The organism is Paenibacillus sp. J22R67, assembly GCF_059692175.1.
Map to the genome: position 1 here is coordinate 685,273 of NZ_JCAUAX010000003.1, position 18,413 is coordinate 703,685.

15 protein-coding genes are annotated in these 18,413 nt (G+C 44.5%); 13 read left to right on the top strand and 2 right to left on the bottom strand.

The genetic code is table 11. The features are described 5' to 3' along the window. Nucleotides 1–19: 19 nt before the first annotated feature. The 4 genes from AC58VC_RS15095 to AC58VC_RS15110 all read left to right on the top strand — a co-directional run bounded on the left by AC58VC_RS15095 (nucleotide 20) and on the right by AC58VC_RS15110 (nucleotide 5,469). On the top strand, nucleotides 20–820 hold the full coding sequence (locus AC58VC_RS15095) for a Cof-type HAD-IIB family hydrolase (RefSeq protein WP_497369554.1): 801 nt from the start codon (nucleotides 20–22) through the stop codon (nucleotides 818–820). Between the two features lie 116 nt (nucleotides 821–936). Next, a complete protein-coding gene (locus AC58VC_RS15100) occupies nucleotides 937–2,661 on the top strand; it encodes a hypothetical protein (protein WP_497369555.1) in 1,725 nt (574 codons plus the stop codon). A gap of 6 nt (nucleotides 2,662–2,667) precedes the next feature. Beyond that, nucleotides 2,668–4,092 carry a tetratricopeptide repeat-containing glycosyltransferase family 2 protein gene (locus tag AC58VC_RS15105; protein WP_497369556.1) on the top strand — a complete coding sequence of 475 codons (1,425 nt, stop codon included), beginning with the start codon at nucleotides 2,668–2,670 and terminating at the stop codon, nucleotides 4,090–4,092. Between the two features lie 300 nt (nucleotides 4,093–4,392). Beyond that, nucleotides 4,393–5,469 (top strand): hypothetical protein, encoded by a 1,077-nt coding sequence (locus tag AC58VC_RS15110; protein WP_497369813.1) that lies wholly within the window; start codon nucleotides 4,393–4,395, stop codon nucleotides 5,467–5,469. A gap of 66 nt (nucleotides 5,470–5,535) precedes the next feature. On the opposite strand, the gene AC58VC_RS15115 is transcribed toward AC58VC_RS15110, so the two are convergent. Further along, nucleotides 5,536–6,165, bottom strand: coding sequence for a nitroreductase family protein (locus AC58VC_RS15115; protein ID WP_497369557.1), 630 nt, complete (start codon nucleotides 6,163–6,165; stop codon nucleotides 5,536–5,538). A 181-nt stretch (nucleotides 6,166–6,346) separates the two neighbouring features. Here AC58VC_RS15115 and AC58VC_RS15120 point away from each other — a divergent pair, with 181 nt between their 5' ends. From AC58VC_RS15120 to AC58VC_RS15160, 9 genes are all read left to right on the top strand, one after another. Next, nucleotides 6,347–6,628: a hypothetical protein gene (locus AC58VC_RS15120; protein WP_497369814.1), complete on the top strand. Its 282-nt coding sequence runs from the start codon at nucleotides 6,347–6,349 to the stop codon at nucleotides 6,626–6,628. A 63-nt stretch (nucleotides 6,629–6,691) separates the two neighbouring features. Next, on the top strand, nucleotides 6,692–7,165 hold the full coding sequence (queD, locus tag AC58VC_RS15125) for a 6-carboxytetrahydropterin synthase QueD (protein ID WP_145659181.1): 474 nt from the start codon (nucleotides 6,692–6,694) through the stop codon (nucleotides 7,163–7,165). Next, nucleotides 7,165–7,845, top strand: a complete 681-nt coding sequence (locus tag AC58VC_RS15130) for a 7-carboxy-7-deazaguanine synthase QueE (protein WP_497369558.1) — start codon at nucleotides 7,165–7,167, stop codon at nucleotides 7,843–7,845. The genes queD and AC58VC_RS15130 overlap by 1 nt, the downstream gene beginning before the upstream one ends. Before the next feature lie 60 nt (nucleotides 7,846–7,905). Further along, a complete protein-coding gene (gene queC, locus AC58VC_RS15135) occupies nucleotides 7,906–8,610 on the top strand; it encodes a 7-cyano-7-deazaguanine synthase QueC (RefSeq protein WP_497369559.1) in 705 nt (234 codons plus the stop codon). 34 nt (nucleotides 8,611–8,644) lie between these two features. After that, nucleotides 8,645–9,322: a response regulator transcription factor gene (locus AC58VC_RS15140; RefSeq protein ID WP_497369560.1), complete on the top strand. Its 678-nt coding sequence runs from the start codon at nucleotides 8,645–8,647 to the stop codon at nucleotides 9,320–9,322. Continuing rightward, on the top strand, nucleotides 9,319–10,710 hold the full coding sequence (locus tag AC58VC_RS15145; protein WP_497369561.1) for a HAMP domain-containing sensor histidine kinase: 1,392 nt from the start codon (nucleotides 9,319–9,321) through the stop codon (nucleotides 10,708–10,710). Before AC58VC_RS15140 ends, AC58VC_RS15145 begins: the two co-directional genes overlap by 4 nt. A 126-nt stretch (nucleotides 10,711–10,836) precedes the next feature. Further along, on the top strand, nucleotides 10,837–13,950 hold the full coding sequence (locus tag AC58VC_RS15150) for an efflux RND transporter permease subunit (RefSeq protein ID WP_497369562.1): 3,114 nt from the start codon (nucleotides 10,837–10,839) through the stop codon (nucleotides 13,948–13,950). A 12-nt stretch (nucleotides 13,951–13,962) separates the two neighbouring features. Then, nucleotides 13,963–15,261, top strand: a complete 1,299-nt coding sequence (locus AC58VC_RS15155) for an efflux RND transporter periplasmic adaptor subunit (RefSeq protein WP_497369563.1) — start codon at nucleotides 13,963–13,965, stop codon at nucleotides 15,259–15,261. A 37-nt stretch (nucleotides 15,262–15,298) separates the two neighbouring features. After that, complete coding sequence (locus AC58VC_RS15160) at nucleotides 15,299–17,014, top strand: hypothetical protein (RefSeq protein ID WP_497369564.1); 1,716 nt, start codon at nucleotides 15,299–15,301, stop codon at nucleotides 17,012–17,014. Between the two features lie 390 nt (nucleotides 17,015–17,404). On the opposite strand, the gene AC58VC_RS15165 is transcribed toward AC58VC_RS15160, so the two are convergent. Next, the gene (locus AC58VC_RS15165) at nucleotides 17,405–18,310 is read right to left on the bottom strand and encodes an AraC family transcriptional regulator (RefSeq protein ID WP_497369565.1); all 906 of its coding nucleotides are present in this window, start codon (nucleotides 18,308–18,310) and stop codon (nucleotides 17,405–17,407) included. Between the last annotated feature and the right edge of the window lie 103 nt (nucleotides 18,311–18,413).

An 18,413-nucleotide genomic window follows, 5' to 3' on the forward strand; every position in this document is an offset into this window, starting at 1 on the left:
CTAAGGGAGCGAGAAAACCTTGAACTATCGTTTAATTGCGTTGGATGTTGATGGAACACTGTTGAATGATGATCATGAATTAACCGAGCAAACGATTGAGACGATTCAGGAAGTACATGATCAAGGTGCACATATCGTATTGTGTACAGGAAGGGCTCCTGACAGCACACTGCCTATCCTGCAGCAGCTTGGATTAGAAGGAACGATGATTACGCATAATGGAGCGGCAACCGTTCACGCAGATGAACGTGGGAAATCATTAATCAATGAGTTTTCTTTTACGCTGCCAGAAATTGCCCCTATGTTGGATTACGTGAGAAGAGAGGGCATTCATTTTGATGTCTGCACGTCTTTTAACATGTATATCGAACGAATTAGCGAATACGAGAAAGAAATGTACACGAAGTTTCTGGTTAATCCCAAACTCGTAACGGATGTATCCGAGCTAGGATTACCGATTGTGAAATTTACACTGTTTAGTAAAGCAGAGGTCCTAGATCGTGTTCAACAAGAATGGGATGAACAGCAACTATATGGTCAATTGCGGATGATTCGCAGTGGCGATTTGTTCATTGATGTGATGAGCGCTAAGGCGAATAAAGGGAATGCGTTGAAAGCTCTGGCCGCATCATTAGAGATCGATTCGAGCGAAATTCTAGCCATTGGCAATTACTATAACGATTTAGAGATGATGGCATTTGCCGGACTCGGTATTGCTGTAGAAAATTCGCCAGACGGGGTGAAGGAAGCCGCGGATGCAGTAACCGCATCAAATAACGATGAAGGTGTGCATAAAGCCCTAGTAAATTATTGTTTATAAGTTAAATTTCCTATAAAATCCTCGATTTTTGGGGATTTTTGTCGTTTCAGGGGTTCTTCGTACTACTAGGCTATGGTAGAATGAGGGAAATAAACTAAACGGCGGTGGTGTAAATAATGGGAGAAGAGCAGAAAACATTTAGTAGAAAGAAAAAAATAGTAGGGGCTATTGCAAGTACGGCGATGATCGCTGTGCCATTTTTGACTGTGCCTGTTGCGGCGAATGTGGAAACGGAAATTCCAATGTTTAACCATGATGATAGGCTACAAACGATAGTTATTCCAGAAGGCGGGAAGAAATATATTAATTTGCACACACTCTACTATATGGGTAGGGAGTTCCAAGTTAATAATACTTCCACGTTGGCGACAATAGACCAAAGCTTATTGCGTTATGGTATTTTAGAAATAAATGCGAACCCCCTAGCAGCAAATTCTCCGACCGGACTCGCCACCTTTACGGTAACTGTAACCCCTTTTGAGAGTGAGGCAACGATTAACGACACATTTAATGTCATCATCGTTCCAAGCGTTGGAAGCGGGGCTAGCTCAAATTTTAATATTAAAAATGTTGTTTCCGTGCTACAGAATTTCTCTTCTCAGTACTCGGAAAAGTCAAAGATTGAAGAGCTGATGGGCCATATCGATCTTGCATCACCGACCATCAAGAAAGAGAATCCCTATAGTCAACCAGGGAATTTAGTTCCCATCCCGAAAATAGATGTGACGCCGTTCGAGGCTTTTTCTGGTATCGATGTTGATATTAACTCATATGGTGAAAGCCCGCTATCTTTTGATATTAATCAATTTTTTGAGGATCCTACCAATGAGTCGAATGAACTCAATGAACCTAATGAGCATTCATTATTGAATGTTGTTTTCCCAACTTCAGGGAACGAGTATATTCGAGTCAATAATACGGAGTATGGGCAATCGCTGACTCCACTTCAATCAACGAATGGGCCCGTTTATCTCCCCGTAGTCGTTTTTGACAATGAGGGTGGTGTCGTTTCAGGGACAGTTCCCATTATTGTACAAAATTCTGAACAATTTGACTTAGAGGAACGCGCATCTATTACCCTGGATATGCATAATTACTTCAATCACCTGGATGGAAGTTCCTACATTGATATGGAAATCATAAATACTGGAGAAGTTTTTGAAAATATACCCGTCATTAATGGAACGGATGTTACATTAAAGGCTATTAATGGTGTTTATAAATTTAAGCATATGAAAACAGATAACGAGCAAGAATCCGTCGTGTTTACCGTTAAAGAGAATTACGATCTCTATGAAAACCAATTATCTAAGAGTTACTTGTACGAAAACAGTACGGTAGAATTTGACTTGAATCAAATGTTTCCGCAAGAGGCAGATGCTTCTGTTCAGTATTCCGTGTACCATGAGAATCCTTCGGTCACTTCCGTTACCTATTATGGAATTTTACCTGGAAGCAAGTTGTATTTTACGGCGGGAGATCATGCTGCTGATAATGTTTCAAATGAAGAAGAACAAGAACCTAACAATTTCACGATCATTGCCAAGGATGTAGTAAATCATCATACCTATGTAGACAGAATAAATATTGCTCCGCGAAATCGAGATGACTCTCATTATACTATACGTCCGGACAAATTATTTGATTGGCAGAATGAAGGTGACGATGTGACCGTTTCATCAACAAATCCTGAATTGAATTTTATCATTCAACATGGAAGCGGCGCCGTATATGTTCAAGCAAACAATCCTCCAGCAAATGCAAGCACAACTGTTATCCTTACCTTAGATAATGATAAAGTTGTGTATAAAATCCCTTATACAACGTATGGACCTGCCTAATTGATTATGAAAACAGTCACCGAACTTTTAAAACAAAAGAACTACAAAGAAGCGGAACTCGCAGCCAAAGAGCACATTCGTGCAAATTCTCTAGAAGCGCAAAATTGGGTGTTTTTAGGGGAAGCCTTAATGCATCAGGGCTATGGAAGTGCAGCCACGAAGGCGTTCTATCGTGCATGGTTACTCGATCCTGAAGCGACTTGGGTGGTGCCGGTATTAGATCTACTAAAAGAAATCCCTGCTGGTGATGAGAGGGTAGATATTGAGGGGCTTCTCCATGCAAGAAGGGTAACCGTGTCTGCTGGAATAATAACCTACAACATGGAAAGCACGATTGAGCGTTGTTTGGATTCACTGCAAGGCGCTGTTGATGAGATTATTCTTATCGATTGCTCTACGGACAGGACTGCTGAAATGGCTTCGCATTATCCAAATGTTACGATTGTTCCCTTTGTTTGGGTAGATGATTTTGCCGCTGCGAGAAATGAAGGCCTTCGGCACATGAACTCGGATTGGGTATTTTGGATAGATGCGGATGAGTATTTGGTCAAAGAAGATGTGGACGCTGTACGTGAAGCAGCTGGTCTTTATCACGACACGGCAATCCCTTCCATATTATGCTTATGGCAAATTAACTCCATCCAAAATCACGTAAACCATAATTTTTCACAGGCTCGCTTATTCCCTTTAGGAAAAGGACTTAAGTACTGGGGACGGGTTCATGAACAAGTGAGCACACAATCTGGTGTTTATAATCCCGAAGCACATCGCTTTAAGGTGAAAATAAGAGTGCTGCATGATGGATATGAACCAACGGTCATGAAGAGCAAGCAGAAAATTGAACGAAATCTGAAATTACTGCATCTTATGGTCCAGGAAGAACCTGATAATCCCGCGGCGTGGTTTTATCTAGGACGGGATCTGCTCGGAGCAGGCAAAGAGCAGGAAGCCATTGAGGCGCTTCATGAAGCAGAACGCAGAGCATTGTCTCAACCTCTTTTTGGCAGGCTGCTTGACGTATATAAATATTTGATGGAAATAAGTTATCATCGCAAGGATTGGGAGCATGCTCTGATGTACAGTACGAAGGCATTAGACCATCAATCAGACTTCCCGGATGCCCATTACATGATAGCTCAAGTCCGTATGAAGCAGGCTGATCAGCTCTATACAGAAGCGGAAGCAGGCCTCAGAAGAGCGAGAGAAGCTTTCCACTCTTTCCGCAGTATAGTTTCTCCGGAACACGAAATAGGGGAATGGAAGGTGGATCTTGCCCTTGCAGAAATTGCGCAAAGAGCAGGAAAACCCTCAGTTGCCAAGGAGATGTATAAGCGTACACTGAAGCAGCATCCAAGGACGACTGGACTAATAAGCAAAAAGCTCGCAGCCATTGAAGCCGAACGGCAACGTTTAAATCAACAAAGCGAATAAAAAAAGACTGTTCCCCATCAAGTTGATGAAGGAACAGTCTTTTTGGTTAATTATAGATTAAAGAACAAATGCGCTAGTTATGATAACTAACAAGATGAAAAGCACTAAGATTGCACCTACGTTATTGTATCCAGCAGACATGTCAGAATCCCTCCCTCTTGACTCTATAGGATAGCATATGATGTGAAGGACAAAAGTGTATAGACGTTTACCCTGTATACTCATATTTTGGACGATATTGGGACAATCTACAGAAGAATTATTAGATCTGTAGAGGAGGCGAAGAAAGTCGTGGCCGATATGATGCTTAGACCCGACCTGAAAACAGCAGGCGGAGAAGTCTGCGATATTATGTACAATGGGGAGTTTGTCGGTACGTTAACGCTAGTCTACAGGGAATCGGATCGACTTAAAGGCTCGATTCATCTGGAGCAGCAGTCCATTGCGCAAGAGGACAAAGAGAGTGTGTATGCATTTGTCCAGTCGTACATTCAGAGTGTGATTGATGCACTAGCTATTGAGGAGTGCGAAGTCGTAGCCAACTATAGTGATTATGATTTTGTGATCGCGACCGATCATGCCATTGGGCCAGTGATTGAGGAAGAGGATGACAGCTCGAATAATTACTATTTGGATGACGATGATGCGGATTATGAATGGGTCAACGATGATGAAATTAGGTTTGATGATATCGAGGGAACGAACGGACCCGAAAGTTTGTATATGATTGAGCAGCGCAGGCAGCAACTGGGGTACGAGCTTGTCATTGTTGGAGAGTATAGAAATCTTGTGGAATACCATGTATATGATAAAGAATCGGAACTGGTTGCTGAAGTCATCACGCATATGTACGGTTCAGAGGTGATCGGGGAAGTCACGTGGAGATTTGATCCTTTTGATGAAGAAATGGACATGGTGACGGAACTGGTTGTAGCCGATTACGATGAAAATGAAACAGATACGTTCATATTCAATATGATCTTTGATGGGGAAGTGATTGATACCGTCGAGCTAACACATATTGATTTATTGGAGCTTGTGGATGACATTAGAGAAGAATCGTTAATTCCACCGAATCCTGAGGATTACACAATTACTTTGGCAAGGGATGACGGGGATACATTGACGTATGAGATATATCAGCAATCGTATGGCGGCCTACCGATCGGGACGGCAACGGTGGATATTAGTTCACGTCAGTTAACTGGCTTCATTGACTTCCGGGAGCCCGGTGATTCGGATGATCGAGAACTTATCGCGGCTTTGTTACTGGATGAGCTAGATAAAGAAAAAGAGTACGAAACCTTCAATGTGTCCATGCTGTATCGGAATAAGTTGATTGACGAAATATGGTTTGAGACCGATCAGCTGCATTGACTGTGGAGAAAAAAGAAAGGCATGAACTCCCATTCTTTTAGGAGATCCATGCCTTTTTTTGCTTCATTAGAATGTGTTGGAAACTGTAATTTGCTCCAAGGATAAACGGCCAGCTGAACGAGCAGGAGTAGCCGCCAAACCAACGCTGATCAACATAACAGGTAAGTAACGAGCTGGAACGTTGAAAGCTTCAACGAATTTAGCCGCGTCGTATCCGCCCATTGGGCAAGTGTCATAGCCCATTGCTTTAGCAGCAATCATAAGCTGCATAGCTGCTAGGGAAGCATTGCGAATCGCTTCATCACGTGCAACTTGCGGGTACTGATAAACATTTTCGATTTGAGCAACAAGGCTGTCTTTCACTTCTTTTGGCATGTGGCCGGCTTCAACAGCTGGACCGAAAACTAGCTCAGCATTTTTGTTAGCTTCGAGATCACCTAGAACGGCGATAACAACGGAGCTTTCTACGATTTGTTTTTGACCATATGCAATTGGAAGTAATTTCTCTTTTTGAGCTTGATCATCAATAACAACCAGTTTCCAGTGCTGAAGATTCCAGGAAGATGGAGCTTGGGAAGTAGAAGTTAAAAGCTGCTCAAGATCAGCCTGCGGCATGGTGTGACCTGCTTGATATTGTTTAACGGAATGACGATCTTCCAAAACTTTAAGAACTGCGGATTGTACTTGTGTGCTCATATAAAATTCCTCCAACAAATGATATTGTAAAATATTGTTGTAATAATAATTAAAAAATGCAAGTTTAAAATAGACATTTTTCTGTAATGTTAAATGTTATAGTTATAGTTGTCAAGGGGTCTTCCGTGATGTCGGAAAATGTTGGATAATGGAAGTTAGAAAGGGGTTGTCCCTCTTGAAAATGACGCAAAAAGAGTTGAGCCACCTTGTATTTCTATCGGAAGTTGTCCTGACAGGCAAGAAAAAAAGCCTAATGGAAGAAACGCTGCAATGCCTGCTCTATATCGTAAAATCATTGGAAGAGGTTGAACTTCCAGATACGGTTGTCAATCAAATTGAAAGCTTGATGGCAATGATTGAATCGGATTTGCGCGATGAAAATGAGCGGATGCAGGAGATCAGGGGCCACTTAGATTGGACGCAAAAGCGGAGGCGAAATCCGCCAGATGTTGATAGATTGTGAGAAATGGTCTCCTCATGATATAATGTAGAGTACTGTTTTTTTTATAATTAAGAGGTGATAGATATGAGCTATGAAATCCCAAGAGATGTGCAAATGTTGGGACGTGACATCACAGAGAACCAATTAAAATATCATCACAAATCCGTTTTGATTTCTAAGGAATTTACGTTTGACAGTGCGCATCATCTGCATTGTTATGAGGGAAAATGTAAAAATCTGCACGGCCACACCTATAAGCTGCAAGTTATTATGCGCGGTAAGGTCGACAGCCGGGGGATCGCAATAGATTTTGGAGATATTAAACGTATTGCAAAAGAACGCGTCATTGATCGTTTGGATCATAAATATTTGAACGATGTGCTGCCACCTATGAATACAACGGCAGAAAACATGGTTGTTTGGATGTATGAGGAAATTCATCAGGCGCTCCTGGATGAAAAACTTTATCCAGCCATTAAGCTGGAAGAAATCCGGCTGTGGGAGACGCCGACCTCCTACGCGGCCATCACTCGCTCGATGATGGAGGAGGAAGAGTAATGCGAGATATCCGCATTCCGATGGTCGAGATCTTCGAGACGGTTGAAGGCGAAGGGACCCGTGCCGGGTTCCCAACGGTCTTCGTCCGTCTTTTTGGTTGCAACCTGCGCTGCACCTGGTGTGACACCAAGTACAGCTACCCACCCGCTGAAGCGGAGAACGTCATGACCATTGCTGAAATTATCAGCAAGGTCACTTCGTTCCGCTCCCGGCATATTTGCCTGACCGGCGGCGAGCCGCTCCTGTACGGCGAGAAGTCGCTCGCGCTCATCGACGCGCTCGCTGAGCTGGAGCAGGTCGACGACCTGCACATAGAGACGAACGGCGCGATCGATCTCGCTATGTTTGTAGAGCGTGTATCCTCACCGAAGGTGCGATACATTATGGACTTTAAGCTCCCTGACTCCGGTGAGATGGAGCAGATGATTGTCAGCAACTTCGGCTTGCTGCGCGAGCAGGATGAGCTGAAGTTCGTTATCGGCAGCGAGCACGATTTCCACACGGCGGTGGACGTGCTTGAGAAGTATCCGACGAAGGCGCTGCCGATGTTCAGCCCGGTGTGGGAGACGATGCCGCCGCACAAACTCGTCCAGCATATGCTGGAAGCGGGACTTTCCAAAGTAAAGCTGAATATGCAGCTGCACAAGATTATCTGGGATCCGGCGATGCGCGGCGTTTAGCCGCGTGTTAGCCGTGGTATCCCTTTTTTCACAACAATTAAATAAAAATGAGGTGTCTTTATGAACATGAGCAACGATAACAAGAAAAGAGCCGTTATTATTTTGAGCGGAGGCCTGGACAGTACCACGTGCATGGGCATTGCCAAAGAGGCGGGATACGACCTGTATCCGATTTCTTTTGACTATGGACAGCGCCATAAGATTGAACTGGAAAATGCGAAGCAAGTCGCGGAGCACTATGGAGTGAGCCAGCGGCACAAAATAATTAAGCTTGATTTCTTTCGTGATTTTGGCGGCAGCGCATTAACGGACGATAGCATTGATGTGCCTAACGTGATGAACGGTGAAGCGGAGGAATCCGAAATTCCAGTGACTTACGTGCCTGGCCGTAATCTGATGTTTCTCTCCATTGCAACGTCATATGCAGAAGTAACTGGCTCAGAGGCGATCTATATCGGCGTGAATGCCCTTGACTACAGCGGATACCCGGATTGCCGTCCGGAATTTATTCATAAAGTGGAAGAAGTGATCGCCCTGGGAACCAAGGTAGGTGTAGAGGGGAAAGGTATCACGATTGAAACGCCTCTCATTGACTGGACGAAAGCGAAGATCATTGAGGAAGGTTTGAAAATCGGAGTTCCCTACGAGCTGACGACTTCTTGCTACAATGGAAAAGCGGAAGCCTGCGGCGTTTGTGACAGCTGCAGATTGCGTTTGAAAGGCTTTGAAGAAGCGGGTTCGAAGGACCCTATTCCGTATCTGTAAGCAGTTCGAAGCTGGATGAAAGGCAGGGTATGTCGTGACCAGAATCATGGTGGTGGATGATGACGCGGACATCAGAGAGCTGATACGCGTATATTTAGTTGGAGAAGGCTTGACGGTATCGCAAGCTAGCAACGGCGTCGAGGCGCTCAACATGCTCGAAACAACCCCGGCGGATCTAGTCGTCATGGATATTATGATGCCCTTGATGGACGGTTGGGAATTATGCCGCGAGCTCAGGGCGCGTTACGACGACTTGCCTCTTCTCATGGTTACGGCCAAAAGCGAGTCCGTACATAAGGTGAAAGGGTTTCAGCTGGGCACGGACGATTACCTCGTGAAGCCCTTTGATCCTTTGGAACTGGTGATGCGGGTCAAAGCTTTGCTGAAGCGTTATCGCATTAACGCCTCGCAGACGATCTCGGTCGGCAATGTCGTGATAGACCGTACGGCTTATGAAGTGCGTTTGCAGGATCAAAGGCTGTCCCTCCCGCTAAAAGAGTTTGAATTGCTTTATAAGCTGGCTAGTTATCCTGCACAAATTTTCACACGAACACAGCTCATTGAACAGATCTGGGGGATCGATTACGAAGGTGATGATCGGACCGTCGATGTACATGTCAAAAGGTTGCGAGAGCGATTCGAGCCGCTGACCGAAGAGTTTCGGATAGCCACAATCCGAGGATTGGGGTATAGACTTGAGGTGAAAGCATGATCAAGTCGCTCTACCTCCGCGTGGTGCTGACTTTCTTAGCCGTTGTGGTCGTGAGTGTGTCGGTCGCATTTCCGCTGGCAACGATATTTTTCAGAAATCTGATTACGAACGAATTCCAGGATGAAATGCTCACGATCGGTAATCAAATCATCAAGTTAAGCGAAGACATGCAGGTTAGGCAGCTTGATTCCTTTGTAACGGGGAGCAACCGTTTTAATGATAACTACATTTTTACATTGTTTAACGAAAATGGAGAGCCTATGACGGCAGTTTCATTAAATAAAAACGGCGTCCCCCGTATTGAAGCATCGGAAGTTGCTTTTGTTTTGAAAGGCAGTGTGTACAAAAGCTTAGATTATGGCAGGATTAGAGATCCCCTGAAGGATATGAAAGTAGGCATCCCTCTTAAAGTTGGAGATAAGACGTTTGCTCTTTTCATTCATCCGTACTTATCTGAAGCGACCCGCCGACAAGTACAGACTGCTGTCATTACCGTTCTGGTTATTGTGCTTGTTGTCGGCAGTTTGCTCATTCTCATTGCCTCTCGGTATTTGGTGAATCCGCTGAAGAAATTAACGCTGGCTACCCAGCGGCTGGCTCGCGGTAACTTCAATGTGCATGTCGCGGTTATGCAGAAAGATGAGCTGGGAGAGCTTGCCGCTAGCTTCAATCACATGGCTGGCGAGCTGAAGCAGCTTGAACAGATGCGCCAAGACTTTGTTTCGAACGTGTCGCACGAAATTCAAACACCGCTTACGTCGATTCGCGGCTTTTCCAAGGCCTTGCGGGGGTCTGAAATTGAGGAGCCCGAACGAGAGCGTTATTTGGAAATTATTGAACGTGAGAGCGAACGATTATCTCGCCTCAGCGATAATTTGTTAAAGCTTGCTTCGCTAGAGTCCGAGCATCACCCGTTTCATCCGTCGACATTTGATTTGGATGAGCAGTTGCGAAGAATCGTCGTCTTTTATGAACCGTTGTGGTCAGAAAAGCAGCTTGATATGGATTTGTCGTTACCCAGAGTCAAAATTTCCGCGGATTCGGATCAGTTGAACCAGGTGTGGATGAATCTGATAGGAAACGCGGTCAAGTTCACGCCTGTCGGAGGTCATATTTTTGTAAAGCTTGTCCCTTTAAGAGATCGGGTTCAGATCTGGGTTCAAGACAGTGGGATTGGCATCGCGGAGGAAGATCAAGGACGGATTTTCGAGCGGTTCTTCAAAGTAGATCAAGCAAGACAACGGGATTCGGGAAGCGGGCTAGGGCTTGCGATTGCTAGGAAAATTATTGACCTGCACCAAGGCACGATTGAGGTTCGGAGTGAACAAGGGAAAGGGACTCAATTTCTAGTCACTCTTCCAATTTTAACCTATACGTTGAAGAAATAATGGAGAAATAATGAACAACGAAAGCTTGGAAAGCTTATTTCCAGGCTTTTTTGATGTTTGTTCATATTGGGTTCATATTTAAAATGTATCTTATAGAAACAATCATTAGTAGAGGGGAGTAAAGGAATGAATCGACTCACATACTTTTCCATGAAAAATGTTTCGGCATTATTCATTATCATGATCATGCTTTTTGTAGGCGGCTTGTATTCTTCATCGCAGCTTAAAGTAGAGAACATGCCGAACGTTTCTTTCCCGGTAGTTGCTGTAACGACTACGTATACAGGTGCACCAAAGGATGTCATGGATGAAATTACATCACCGATAGAGAAGAAGCTTGCGAATCTCGAAGATCTAGATTCGATGCAATCGACATCAAGTGATAACTTCTCCATGATCATTTTAATGTTCAAGCAAAATGTAGACACAGATAAGAAGAAGCAGGCCGTGCAGGATTTGCTGGCTGAAGTTTCACTTCCAGCTACTGCCGGAGCACCTAAAGCGTCGACATTCGGCGCGGCTTCATTCCCTTCCAACTATTTAGTTGCTTATGCCGATAATGGCATCAGCCAAACCGAGCTTGATAAATCTTTTAAAGATAAAATTAAGCCAGGTCTTGAAGGAATCAAAGGGATTGACCACATGGACGTCATCGGAGCCAGAGACACCTCGCTGGATATTGAGCTGGATGCCTCCGCCCTTGATGTCTATGGCTTATCACCAGGCATGGTATCGAATGCGATTAATGCCGCTGCGACGAAAAGTCCGATCGGCAGCGTAGAAATCAGCGGCAATGACAAGATGACGCGTGTAACTGGCAACTTGTCCAGCTTGTATGAGTTGGAGCAGCTAGAAATCACAACGCCAAAAGGCGATATTGTAACGCTAGATCAGGTTGCAAACGTCAAAGCGATTACAGAATCTGATTTCATTGGTCGACTGGATAGCAAGCCGGCGATTGGGATGATTTTGTACAAAGCAGGCAGTGCGAATGCTGTTGAATTCTCAGATGAGATTCAGAAACAGATTGAAGACTGGAAAACAACTTTGCCTAACGTAACATTCAAGAATACGTACGATAGTGCAGACCAAATTAATGAATCGATTTCAGGACTTATACGTGAAGGTATTGTAGGGGCTATATTGGCATCCTTAATGATTCTGATTTTCCTCCGGAATGTTCGGATGACGCTTATTGTTCTTGTTTCGATTCCACTTTCCATTTTGATTACTTTACTATTAATGTCTACCCTAGGTTTAACGCTCAATACGATGACCCTCGGCGGTATCTTTATTGCAGTAGGCCGGGTCGTGGATGACTCGATTGTCGTTATTGAAAATATATATGCCTCCTTGCAGAGAGCACAGGAGCGCAATGAGTCTGTAATTGCTTTAGCGACGAAGCAGGTATCCATGGCAATTACGTCCTCCACCCTTGCAACTGTTGGGGTATTCGCACCGCTTGCTTTGGTTACAGGCGTTGTCGGCGGATTCTTCAGACCTTTTGCCTTAACAATTGCTTGTGCGTTGCTTTCTTCCTTGATTGTAGCTTTAACGGTTATTCCGATGCTGGCTAAGCTGCTTGTTCTTCGCAGTAAACCAAGCAAAGCTCATCACGATGAGTCGCAACCAACGAAGCTAACAACCTTTTACGAGAAAGTATTGACTTGGAGTTTGAAAAATAGAATCAAAACGCTGCTTGCCTCAGCGCTCATACTCGTTGTGACAATGGCTGGAACTATTCCATTCCTGTCAGTGGCCTTCTTACCTGAATCAAGCGCCGCGACGACGATGTATTTCCAACTGAAGCTGCCATACTCGACTTCGTTTGAAGCGACAGATGCGAAAACGAAGGAAATCGAAAAAGTCTTGTTAGATACGAAAGACTCAAATGGCGAGCCTGTATTTAAATTTGTGGAATCCTTAGTTGGTTATGCTGGCAGTGACGATGAGCGTACACCTTATGCTTCACAGATTTTTGTTCAAGTAAACGATAATGTAGATGGTAATCAAGTAAAAGATGAAATGAAGGCTTATATTCTCTCAGAATTGCCTAGTGGATCTGAGGTTGAGCCTAAAGCCATGGAAGGTGATTTCGGCGTTTCATCGACGGATTTTGCCTATACACTGCAAGGTGATGATCAACTTCAACTGGAGAAAGCAGCCAAAATCGTGAAAGATAAGCTGCAAACTTACCCAGAGCTTGCTGAGATTGAAGATAATTTAAGTGATGCCAAAACAGAGATAGAGATTGCTGTGGATCAGAATAAAGCAAGAGCTTATGGCCTCAGCTCCTCATCTGTTCGAGATACAGCTCGTGCCTGGATTCAAAAACAAAGTCTGGGAGATATGAAATTCGATAATATCACGTATACAACAACGGTATCGTTAGACAAATCGGACAAAAATACGCTTGAAAAATTGGGCAACATTCCGTTAGCTGGATCAAATGGATCAACGATTCTGCTCAAGGAAGTAGCCAAAATTAACGAAACGAAGGGCGCTGCCTCCCTTGCACGTGAAGATCAGCAGCAGCTTGTCAAAGTGTCAGCGAAAATTAATGATACAAATAAAACTGGCGTAAGTGCTAAACTTACCGCGGCATTAAAAGATGTTGAATTACCAGAAGGCGTAACACCGAAAGTAACTGGTGTTTCCGACGATGTCAATGAGAGCTTCGGTCAATTGTTCGTCGCCATGGGAGCTGCGATTTTTGTTGTTTACCTCATCATGGTTCTAGCTTTTGGAAACGCAAGTGCACCATTTGCCATCTTGTTCTCTCTACCGCTTGCGGTTATCGGAGGGCTGCTCGGACTCGTTATTGCCCGCGAGCCGCTAACAGTTACATCTATGATTGGTTTCCTTATGCTCATCGGAATTGTCGTCACGAATGCGATCGTCTTGATCGACCGTGCACAGCAGCTGCGTCATGAAGGCTACACGGTTCGCCATGCTCTAATTGAAGCAGGGAAAGTGAGACTTCGTCCGATTATTATGACAGCTGGAGCTACGATTATGGCTTTGGTGCCGCTAGCATTAGGTATTTCTGCAGAAGGCGGGTTGATTGGTAAAGGACTGGGTGTTGTCGTTATCGGTGGTCTGATTACCTCTACCGTTCTTACTCTAGTAGTCGTACCAATTGTTTACGAGTTGATTGAAAGCATAAAGAACCGCATAGGTCGCATGTTCAATCGTAAAAAAGATAACCAAAACACAACTACAAGTACGATAGAGGTATAAGGAGGCACATAGATGATTAACGATAGTTCGCGAAAACGTAAATTTAGATATCGCTCGATGGGCGTGATTGCGCTACTGACCGCAGCTGCGGTCATGGCGTCCGCTTGTGCAGCGCCAGGCTCCAAAGGGGCTGCGACAGTTTCATTGGCGCCAAAAGCGGTTAAAACAGAAGCTGTTAAGAAGCAAAAAATTAGCAATCCCATTGAGCAAGTGGCTGATGTAGCGGCAGGAACGACTCTGGATGTTGTTTCAAAAGCAAATGGTGAAGTACTGAGCGTGGTGAAAAAACGCGGAGAATACGTGGAAAAAGGCGAAGTCTTGTTCGTTATCGATAATAAAGACGCCTTATCTGCGCAACGGAAAAGCGAGCTAGCTTTAAAAAGCGCGCAAGAATCTCTACAACAAGCACGAGACAATAAAGTGAACAACCGCAAGGATCTGGCGGACAATGTGGCAAGATCGCAGACCGCTTTGACCAATGCTCAGCAAGATTACAACAAAACACGTAATGATTTTGATGCTGGTACAGCTGTTCAACATCAAGTGGATCAAATGAAACAAGCATTGGATAATGCACAGATGAATTTGGAAGCTGCACAAAGCAAGCTGTCGGCCTTTGATAATTCCGATTCGATCTCTTCCGCACAAACGCAGGCAGAATCTGCTAGTTTATCCTTAGAGGATGCCACGCGGTCTTTAGAGAATTATGAAGTTAAGGCACCGGGCAGCGGCGTACTCACTGACTTCAATGTGGTCGTAGGCCAAACAGTAGCTGCGGCTGCTGGAAAGGTCGGCCAAGTTCAGCAAATTGATCCGATTAAAATCAAAACGGAGCTTACAGAAACCAACTACCAGCTTGTAAAAGGGAAACAAGAACTTGTTTTCTATAATCCAGATACACCGGACAAAAAAGGAACAGCGAAAATTAGCTATTTAGCTCCAATCATGAGCACAGCAACAAAAACATACACGCTTGAGTTGGAAGTTCCAAATAGCGATCACTTACTTCAGCCAGGCAACAGATTCATGGTGCAGCTAACAACGGAAACCGAAGAGCAAGTCGTTGCGATTCCAACACTCAGTGTGATCCGTGAAGAATCAGATACTTTCGTCTTTGTTGAACAAGGCGATCAATATGTGAAACGCAAAGTGAAGCTTGGACGTATCAGTGGAGAGTTCCAAGAAGTGATAGATGGCGTAAAAGATGGCGAGAAATTAGTCATTTCCGGACAGAACACATTGAAAGACGGGCAAAAAGTAGAGGCCGCTAGCGCTTCTCCAGCAGCGACTGCGACACCAGCAGCGAAATAATCCAGCAGCGAAACTACACAAAGAGGAGCGTATATACATGAAAAAAAGACCATGGAAATCCAGTCTGACCGCCATTATGCTTGGCGCAATGATCGTACAAGGCGGCACCGCCGTATGGGCAGCTGATGCTGCGCCAACCGCGCCAGTTAGTGCACCTACTGTCAATTATGGATTGACAAGTGACATCCGCGCAGCCGTGAAAAGTGTAGCCGTGACGCCAACCGCGACCGGTTCACAGCTTGCTGTCACGGTTCGCTTATACAATGGCGGTGTGACACAGAACCGAGTGCCTGAGCACGAGCTTCGTGTGCAGACCTCGAGCGGTGTTTCCTATACGCTAAAGCCAAGTGGAACCAATAAAGAGTCCTTGCAGCCGAAGGAAATTGGCGAGCTAGTTTATATGACAGCTGTTGATACGAAGGAAATTGGCACAATTGATCAGCTTTCTTTCGTCAATGTTGACGTGTACTCATACCCGAAAGTGGAAAAAACATTGCTTGCTATGCCAACCAATTCCGTTTGGTATGGCGCCATGGGAAGTGCAGCATTACAAAACCTTGGTAATATTGCTTGGGGGCAATCGTTTTTGATCCCGGGTGTTAACTCAGGATTAACTTATACAGCGATTGAAGCTTCTATGCAAAATACAACTGCCGGCCGCGTAGCTGTAGTGACAGTACTTGCTAGCAATCCGGGCGCTGGCCGCGAAACAGTGCCAGCATTCCGCGTGGATGCGCAATCCGAAACGAAGAACTACGAAGGAAAACGCGCGGAAGTGGAAGCTGTTACGTTGGAAGCAGGCGAGAAAAAATACATTCATTTTGCAATCCCGGTTGAGAATGGCGTGACTTTGTCTAACTTGGTGGTTTTATCAACGGATAACTTTGTTCCAAAGGGTGGAACCGAGGCGGCAACACTAGCAACAGGTAAACTGGCTATTGCATGGCCGAAAGAACAAGGGTCCTCAACAGCAGTTCCTTATACGGTCGGTCAACCGATCGCGTTTGATGCCTTGACCAAAGTGGTAGACAAATCGACCCAAGTATCTTTGATGGAGCTTCATCTGCATGAGAATCCAGGTGAAGGATTCAAAACAGCAGTAGCGAAGTTCAAACTAACGAATACGAGCACGACGCCTATTGCGTTGCCAGCCTTCATGTCGGAATTGGTGAGTACGCAAGGCTTAACCTACCAAGGATCTCGTCAAGCGAATGTGACGGAAATGATGAACCCAGGACTAAGCTACGTCGTAAGCTACTCCTACATTGTTCCGCAATCGGAAGAGGGAACAAGCTTCTCCCTGAAACTGCTTGATGCTGTGGCTGCCGCGCCGTACACAACGACAATTGCAGCACTACAAACGGATCTGCAGCAGGAAGAAACAGATTCAACGATTTCCTTGTATCCTTTCGATCTGAAATTTAATGATGTAACAGTTAACTCGATAACGACACCTCAATTGACATACACGTACAAAGTACGTCTTGATCTAGGCATCGAGCAAAAAGAGAATGTTGTCGTAGACAATAATTTCTCTAAATTGAGATTCGAGATCGTCGATAGTGCGGGACGCGTCATTGGTTCCAAAGATGCGGCATTCACAGGCGCCAATAAACTGATTAGCGGCGTTCAGACGCTGGATGCTTCGAACATCACAACGGATCAATTTAGCTATCCATTCACAGTGAATGTGTATGAAACAATTGAAACGGCTAGCGGTACAGCAAAACGTTTATTGAAAGTAATTAAATAAAGCGGATATCAAAAAAGCACCCTTCTTGGGTGCTTTTTTGATACATATATGAATTTATATGTTAAGGGGAAACCATATTCAAACGCGATTTACGAAGCCGAGTCATCCGTTGGGATAAACATATCACGTTAGCAGTGTTAATCAGTGTTTCAGGGTTGGGAGCAGGTGGCCTCGTTGGATGATATCCAACGAAAACACCAATACCGCATCAAAATTGTTCGATTTATTGGACGAATTCCAATAGAACTGCCATATTCAGCTCATTAGCGCCACGATTTAGCGATCTCATTGGATTTCATCCAATAAGATTGCAAATCGAGCCTTCAAATCACTGTGTTCATTGGATTTCGTCCAATGAACACAGTGATATCTTTTTACTATAAGAGGTGGCTAAACACGCGCTTTAACCGATTTTGCATAATCCGAGGGTGACATGCCGACCGTTTTCTTAAAGTCTCTGGAGAAATAATGAATGCTGGCATAGCCGAGCATCTCAGCAATTTCCGTGAAATTGTACTGACCTTCTCTGACATAGGTTTTGGCTTGTTCGATTTTCATAGATTTGAAGGCTTCTAAGACACCCGTCTGCATTTGTGACTGGAAAAGCTCCTTCAACCGGCTTTTTCCCAAGTGAAACGTCTGGCATAACTGATCCTGGGTAAAAGATTGAGAGAGATTATCCTTCAGATAATCGATAATTTGCTGAACGATGCGTTGTTCGGCTTTTTCTTTTTGCAGAGATGATTGCTTAATCTTAATGGTTGCATCTATGGATGAAGTGGCTTGTTTTTGATTGCGAATCAGTGTGATAAGCAAGGCTTCCAAGTACGATTTGATCAACTGCTCGCTGGCAAAAGGGGCTTCCAGATTTCGTTCAAGATGATGAACGGAAGGCTTATCAAATGGGGGCAGAAATGCCTGAAACCCCTCTTGGATAATGAGGGATAGCATATTTCTTTCCCGGTCGCCAAGGGACAAAATTTTATTATCAAAATCAGACATCGCTGCAGATGCGCATTCGAAGGAAATGACGATAAGATTAGGCGGTTTATGTTCATGCTTAACGCTAACCGTATGGAATTCTTCTGGTTTATGAAAGATCATATGCCCTTGCTGAAGTGTGTGAATGTGATCATCGGCCCGAACCTCGACCTCACCTTTGTCGACATATAGAATTTCCCAGAAGTCGTGTTGTTCGCCGTCAAACACATATCCCTTTGCATACTCAAAATAGTGAAAGGAAATGAGATTGCGAATGGTTATTGATTCTTGAAGCTGTATGCGTGGGAATTCCATGCTGTCCGTCCTTTCATAGCGTCGTTGTGGTGGTAGGACACAGCCTTATTTTATCATATCCGTTTTTGCAAAAGTGCAAATAAATCGGCTTTTTGGATAAATC

What these genes read in the sequence shown, in the direction of transcription:
- AC58VC_RS15145 (WP_497369561.1), top strand. Translation starts at nt 9,319, where the DNA reads ATGATCAAGTCGCTCTACCTCCGCGTGGTGCTGACTTTCTTAGCCGTT.
- AC58VC_RS15165 (WP_497369565.1), bottom strand. Translation starts at nt 18,310, where the DNA reads ATGGAATTCCCACGCATACAGCTTCAAGAATCAATAACCATTCGCAAT.
- AC58VC_RS15150 (WP_497369562.1), top strand. Translation starts at nt 10,837, where the DNA reads ATGAATCGACTCACATACTTTTCCATGAAAAATGTTTCGGCATTATTC.
- AC58VC_RS15155 (WP_497369563.1), top strand. Translation starts at nt 13,963, where the DNA reads ATGATTAACGATAGTTCGCGAAAACGTAAATTTAGATATCGCTCGATG.
- AC58VC_RS15105 (WP_497369556.1), top strand. Translation starts at nt 2,668, where the DNA reads ATGAAAACAGTCACCGAACTTTTAAAACAAAAGAACTACAAAGAAGCG.
- AC58VC_RS15120 (WP_497369814.1), top strand. Translation starts at nt 6,347, where the DNA reads ATGACGCAAAAAGAGTTGAGCCACCTTGTATTTCTATCGGAAGTTGTC.
- AC58VC_RS15100 (WP_497369555.1), top strand. Translation starts at nt 937, where the DNA reads ATGGGAGAAGAGCAGAAAACATTTAGTAGAAAGAAAAAAATAGTAGGG.
- AC58VC_RS15160 (WP_497369564.1), top strand. Translation starts at nt 15,299, where the DNA reads ATGAAAAAAAGACCATGGAAATCCAGTCTGACCGCCATTATGCTTGGC.
- AC58VC_RS15115 (WP_497369557.1), bottom strand. Translation starts at nt 6,165, where the DNA reads ATGAGCACACAAGTACAATCCGCAGTTCTTAAAGTTTTGGAAGATCGT.
- queD (WP_145659181.1), top strand. Translation starts at nt 6,692, where the DNA reads ATGAGCTATGAAATCCCAAGAGATGTGCAAATGTTGGGACGTGACATC.
- queC (WP_497369559.1), top strand. Translation starts at nt 7,906, where the DNA reads ATGAACATGAGCAACGATAACAAGAAAAGAGCCGTTATTATTTTGAGC.
- AC58VC_RS15130 (WP_497369558.1), top strand. Translation starts at nt 7,165, where the DNA reads ATGCGAGATATCCGCATTCCGATGGTCGAGATCTTCGAGACGGTTGAA.
- AC58VC_RS15110 (WP_497369813.1), top strand. Translation starts at nt 4,393, where the DNA reads ATGATGCTTAGACCCGACCTGAAAACAGCAGGCGGAGAAGTCTGCGAT.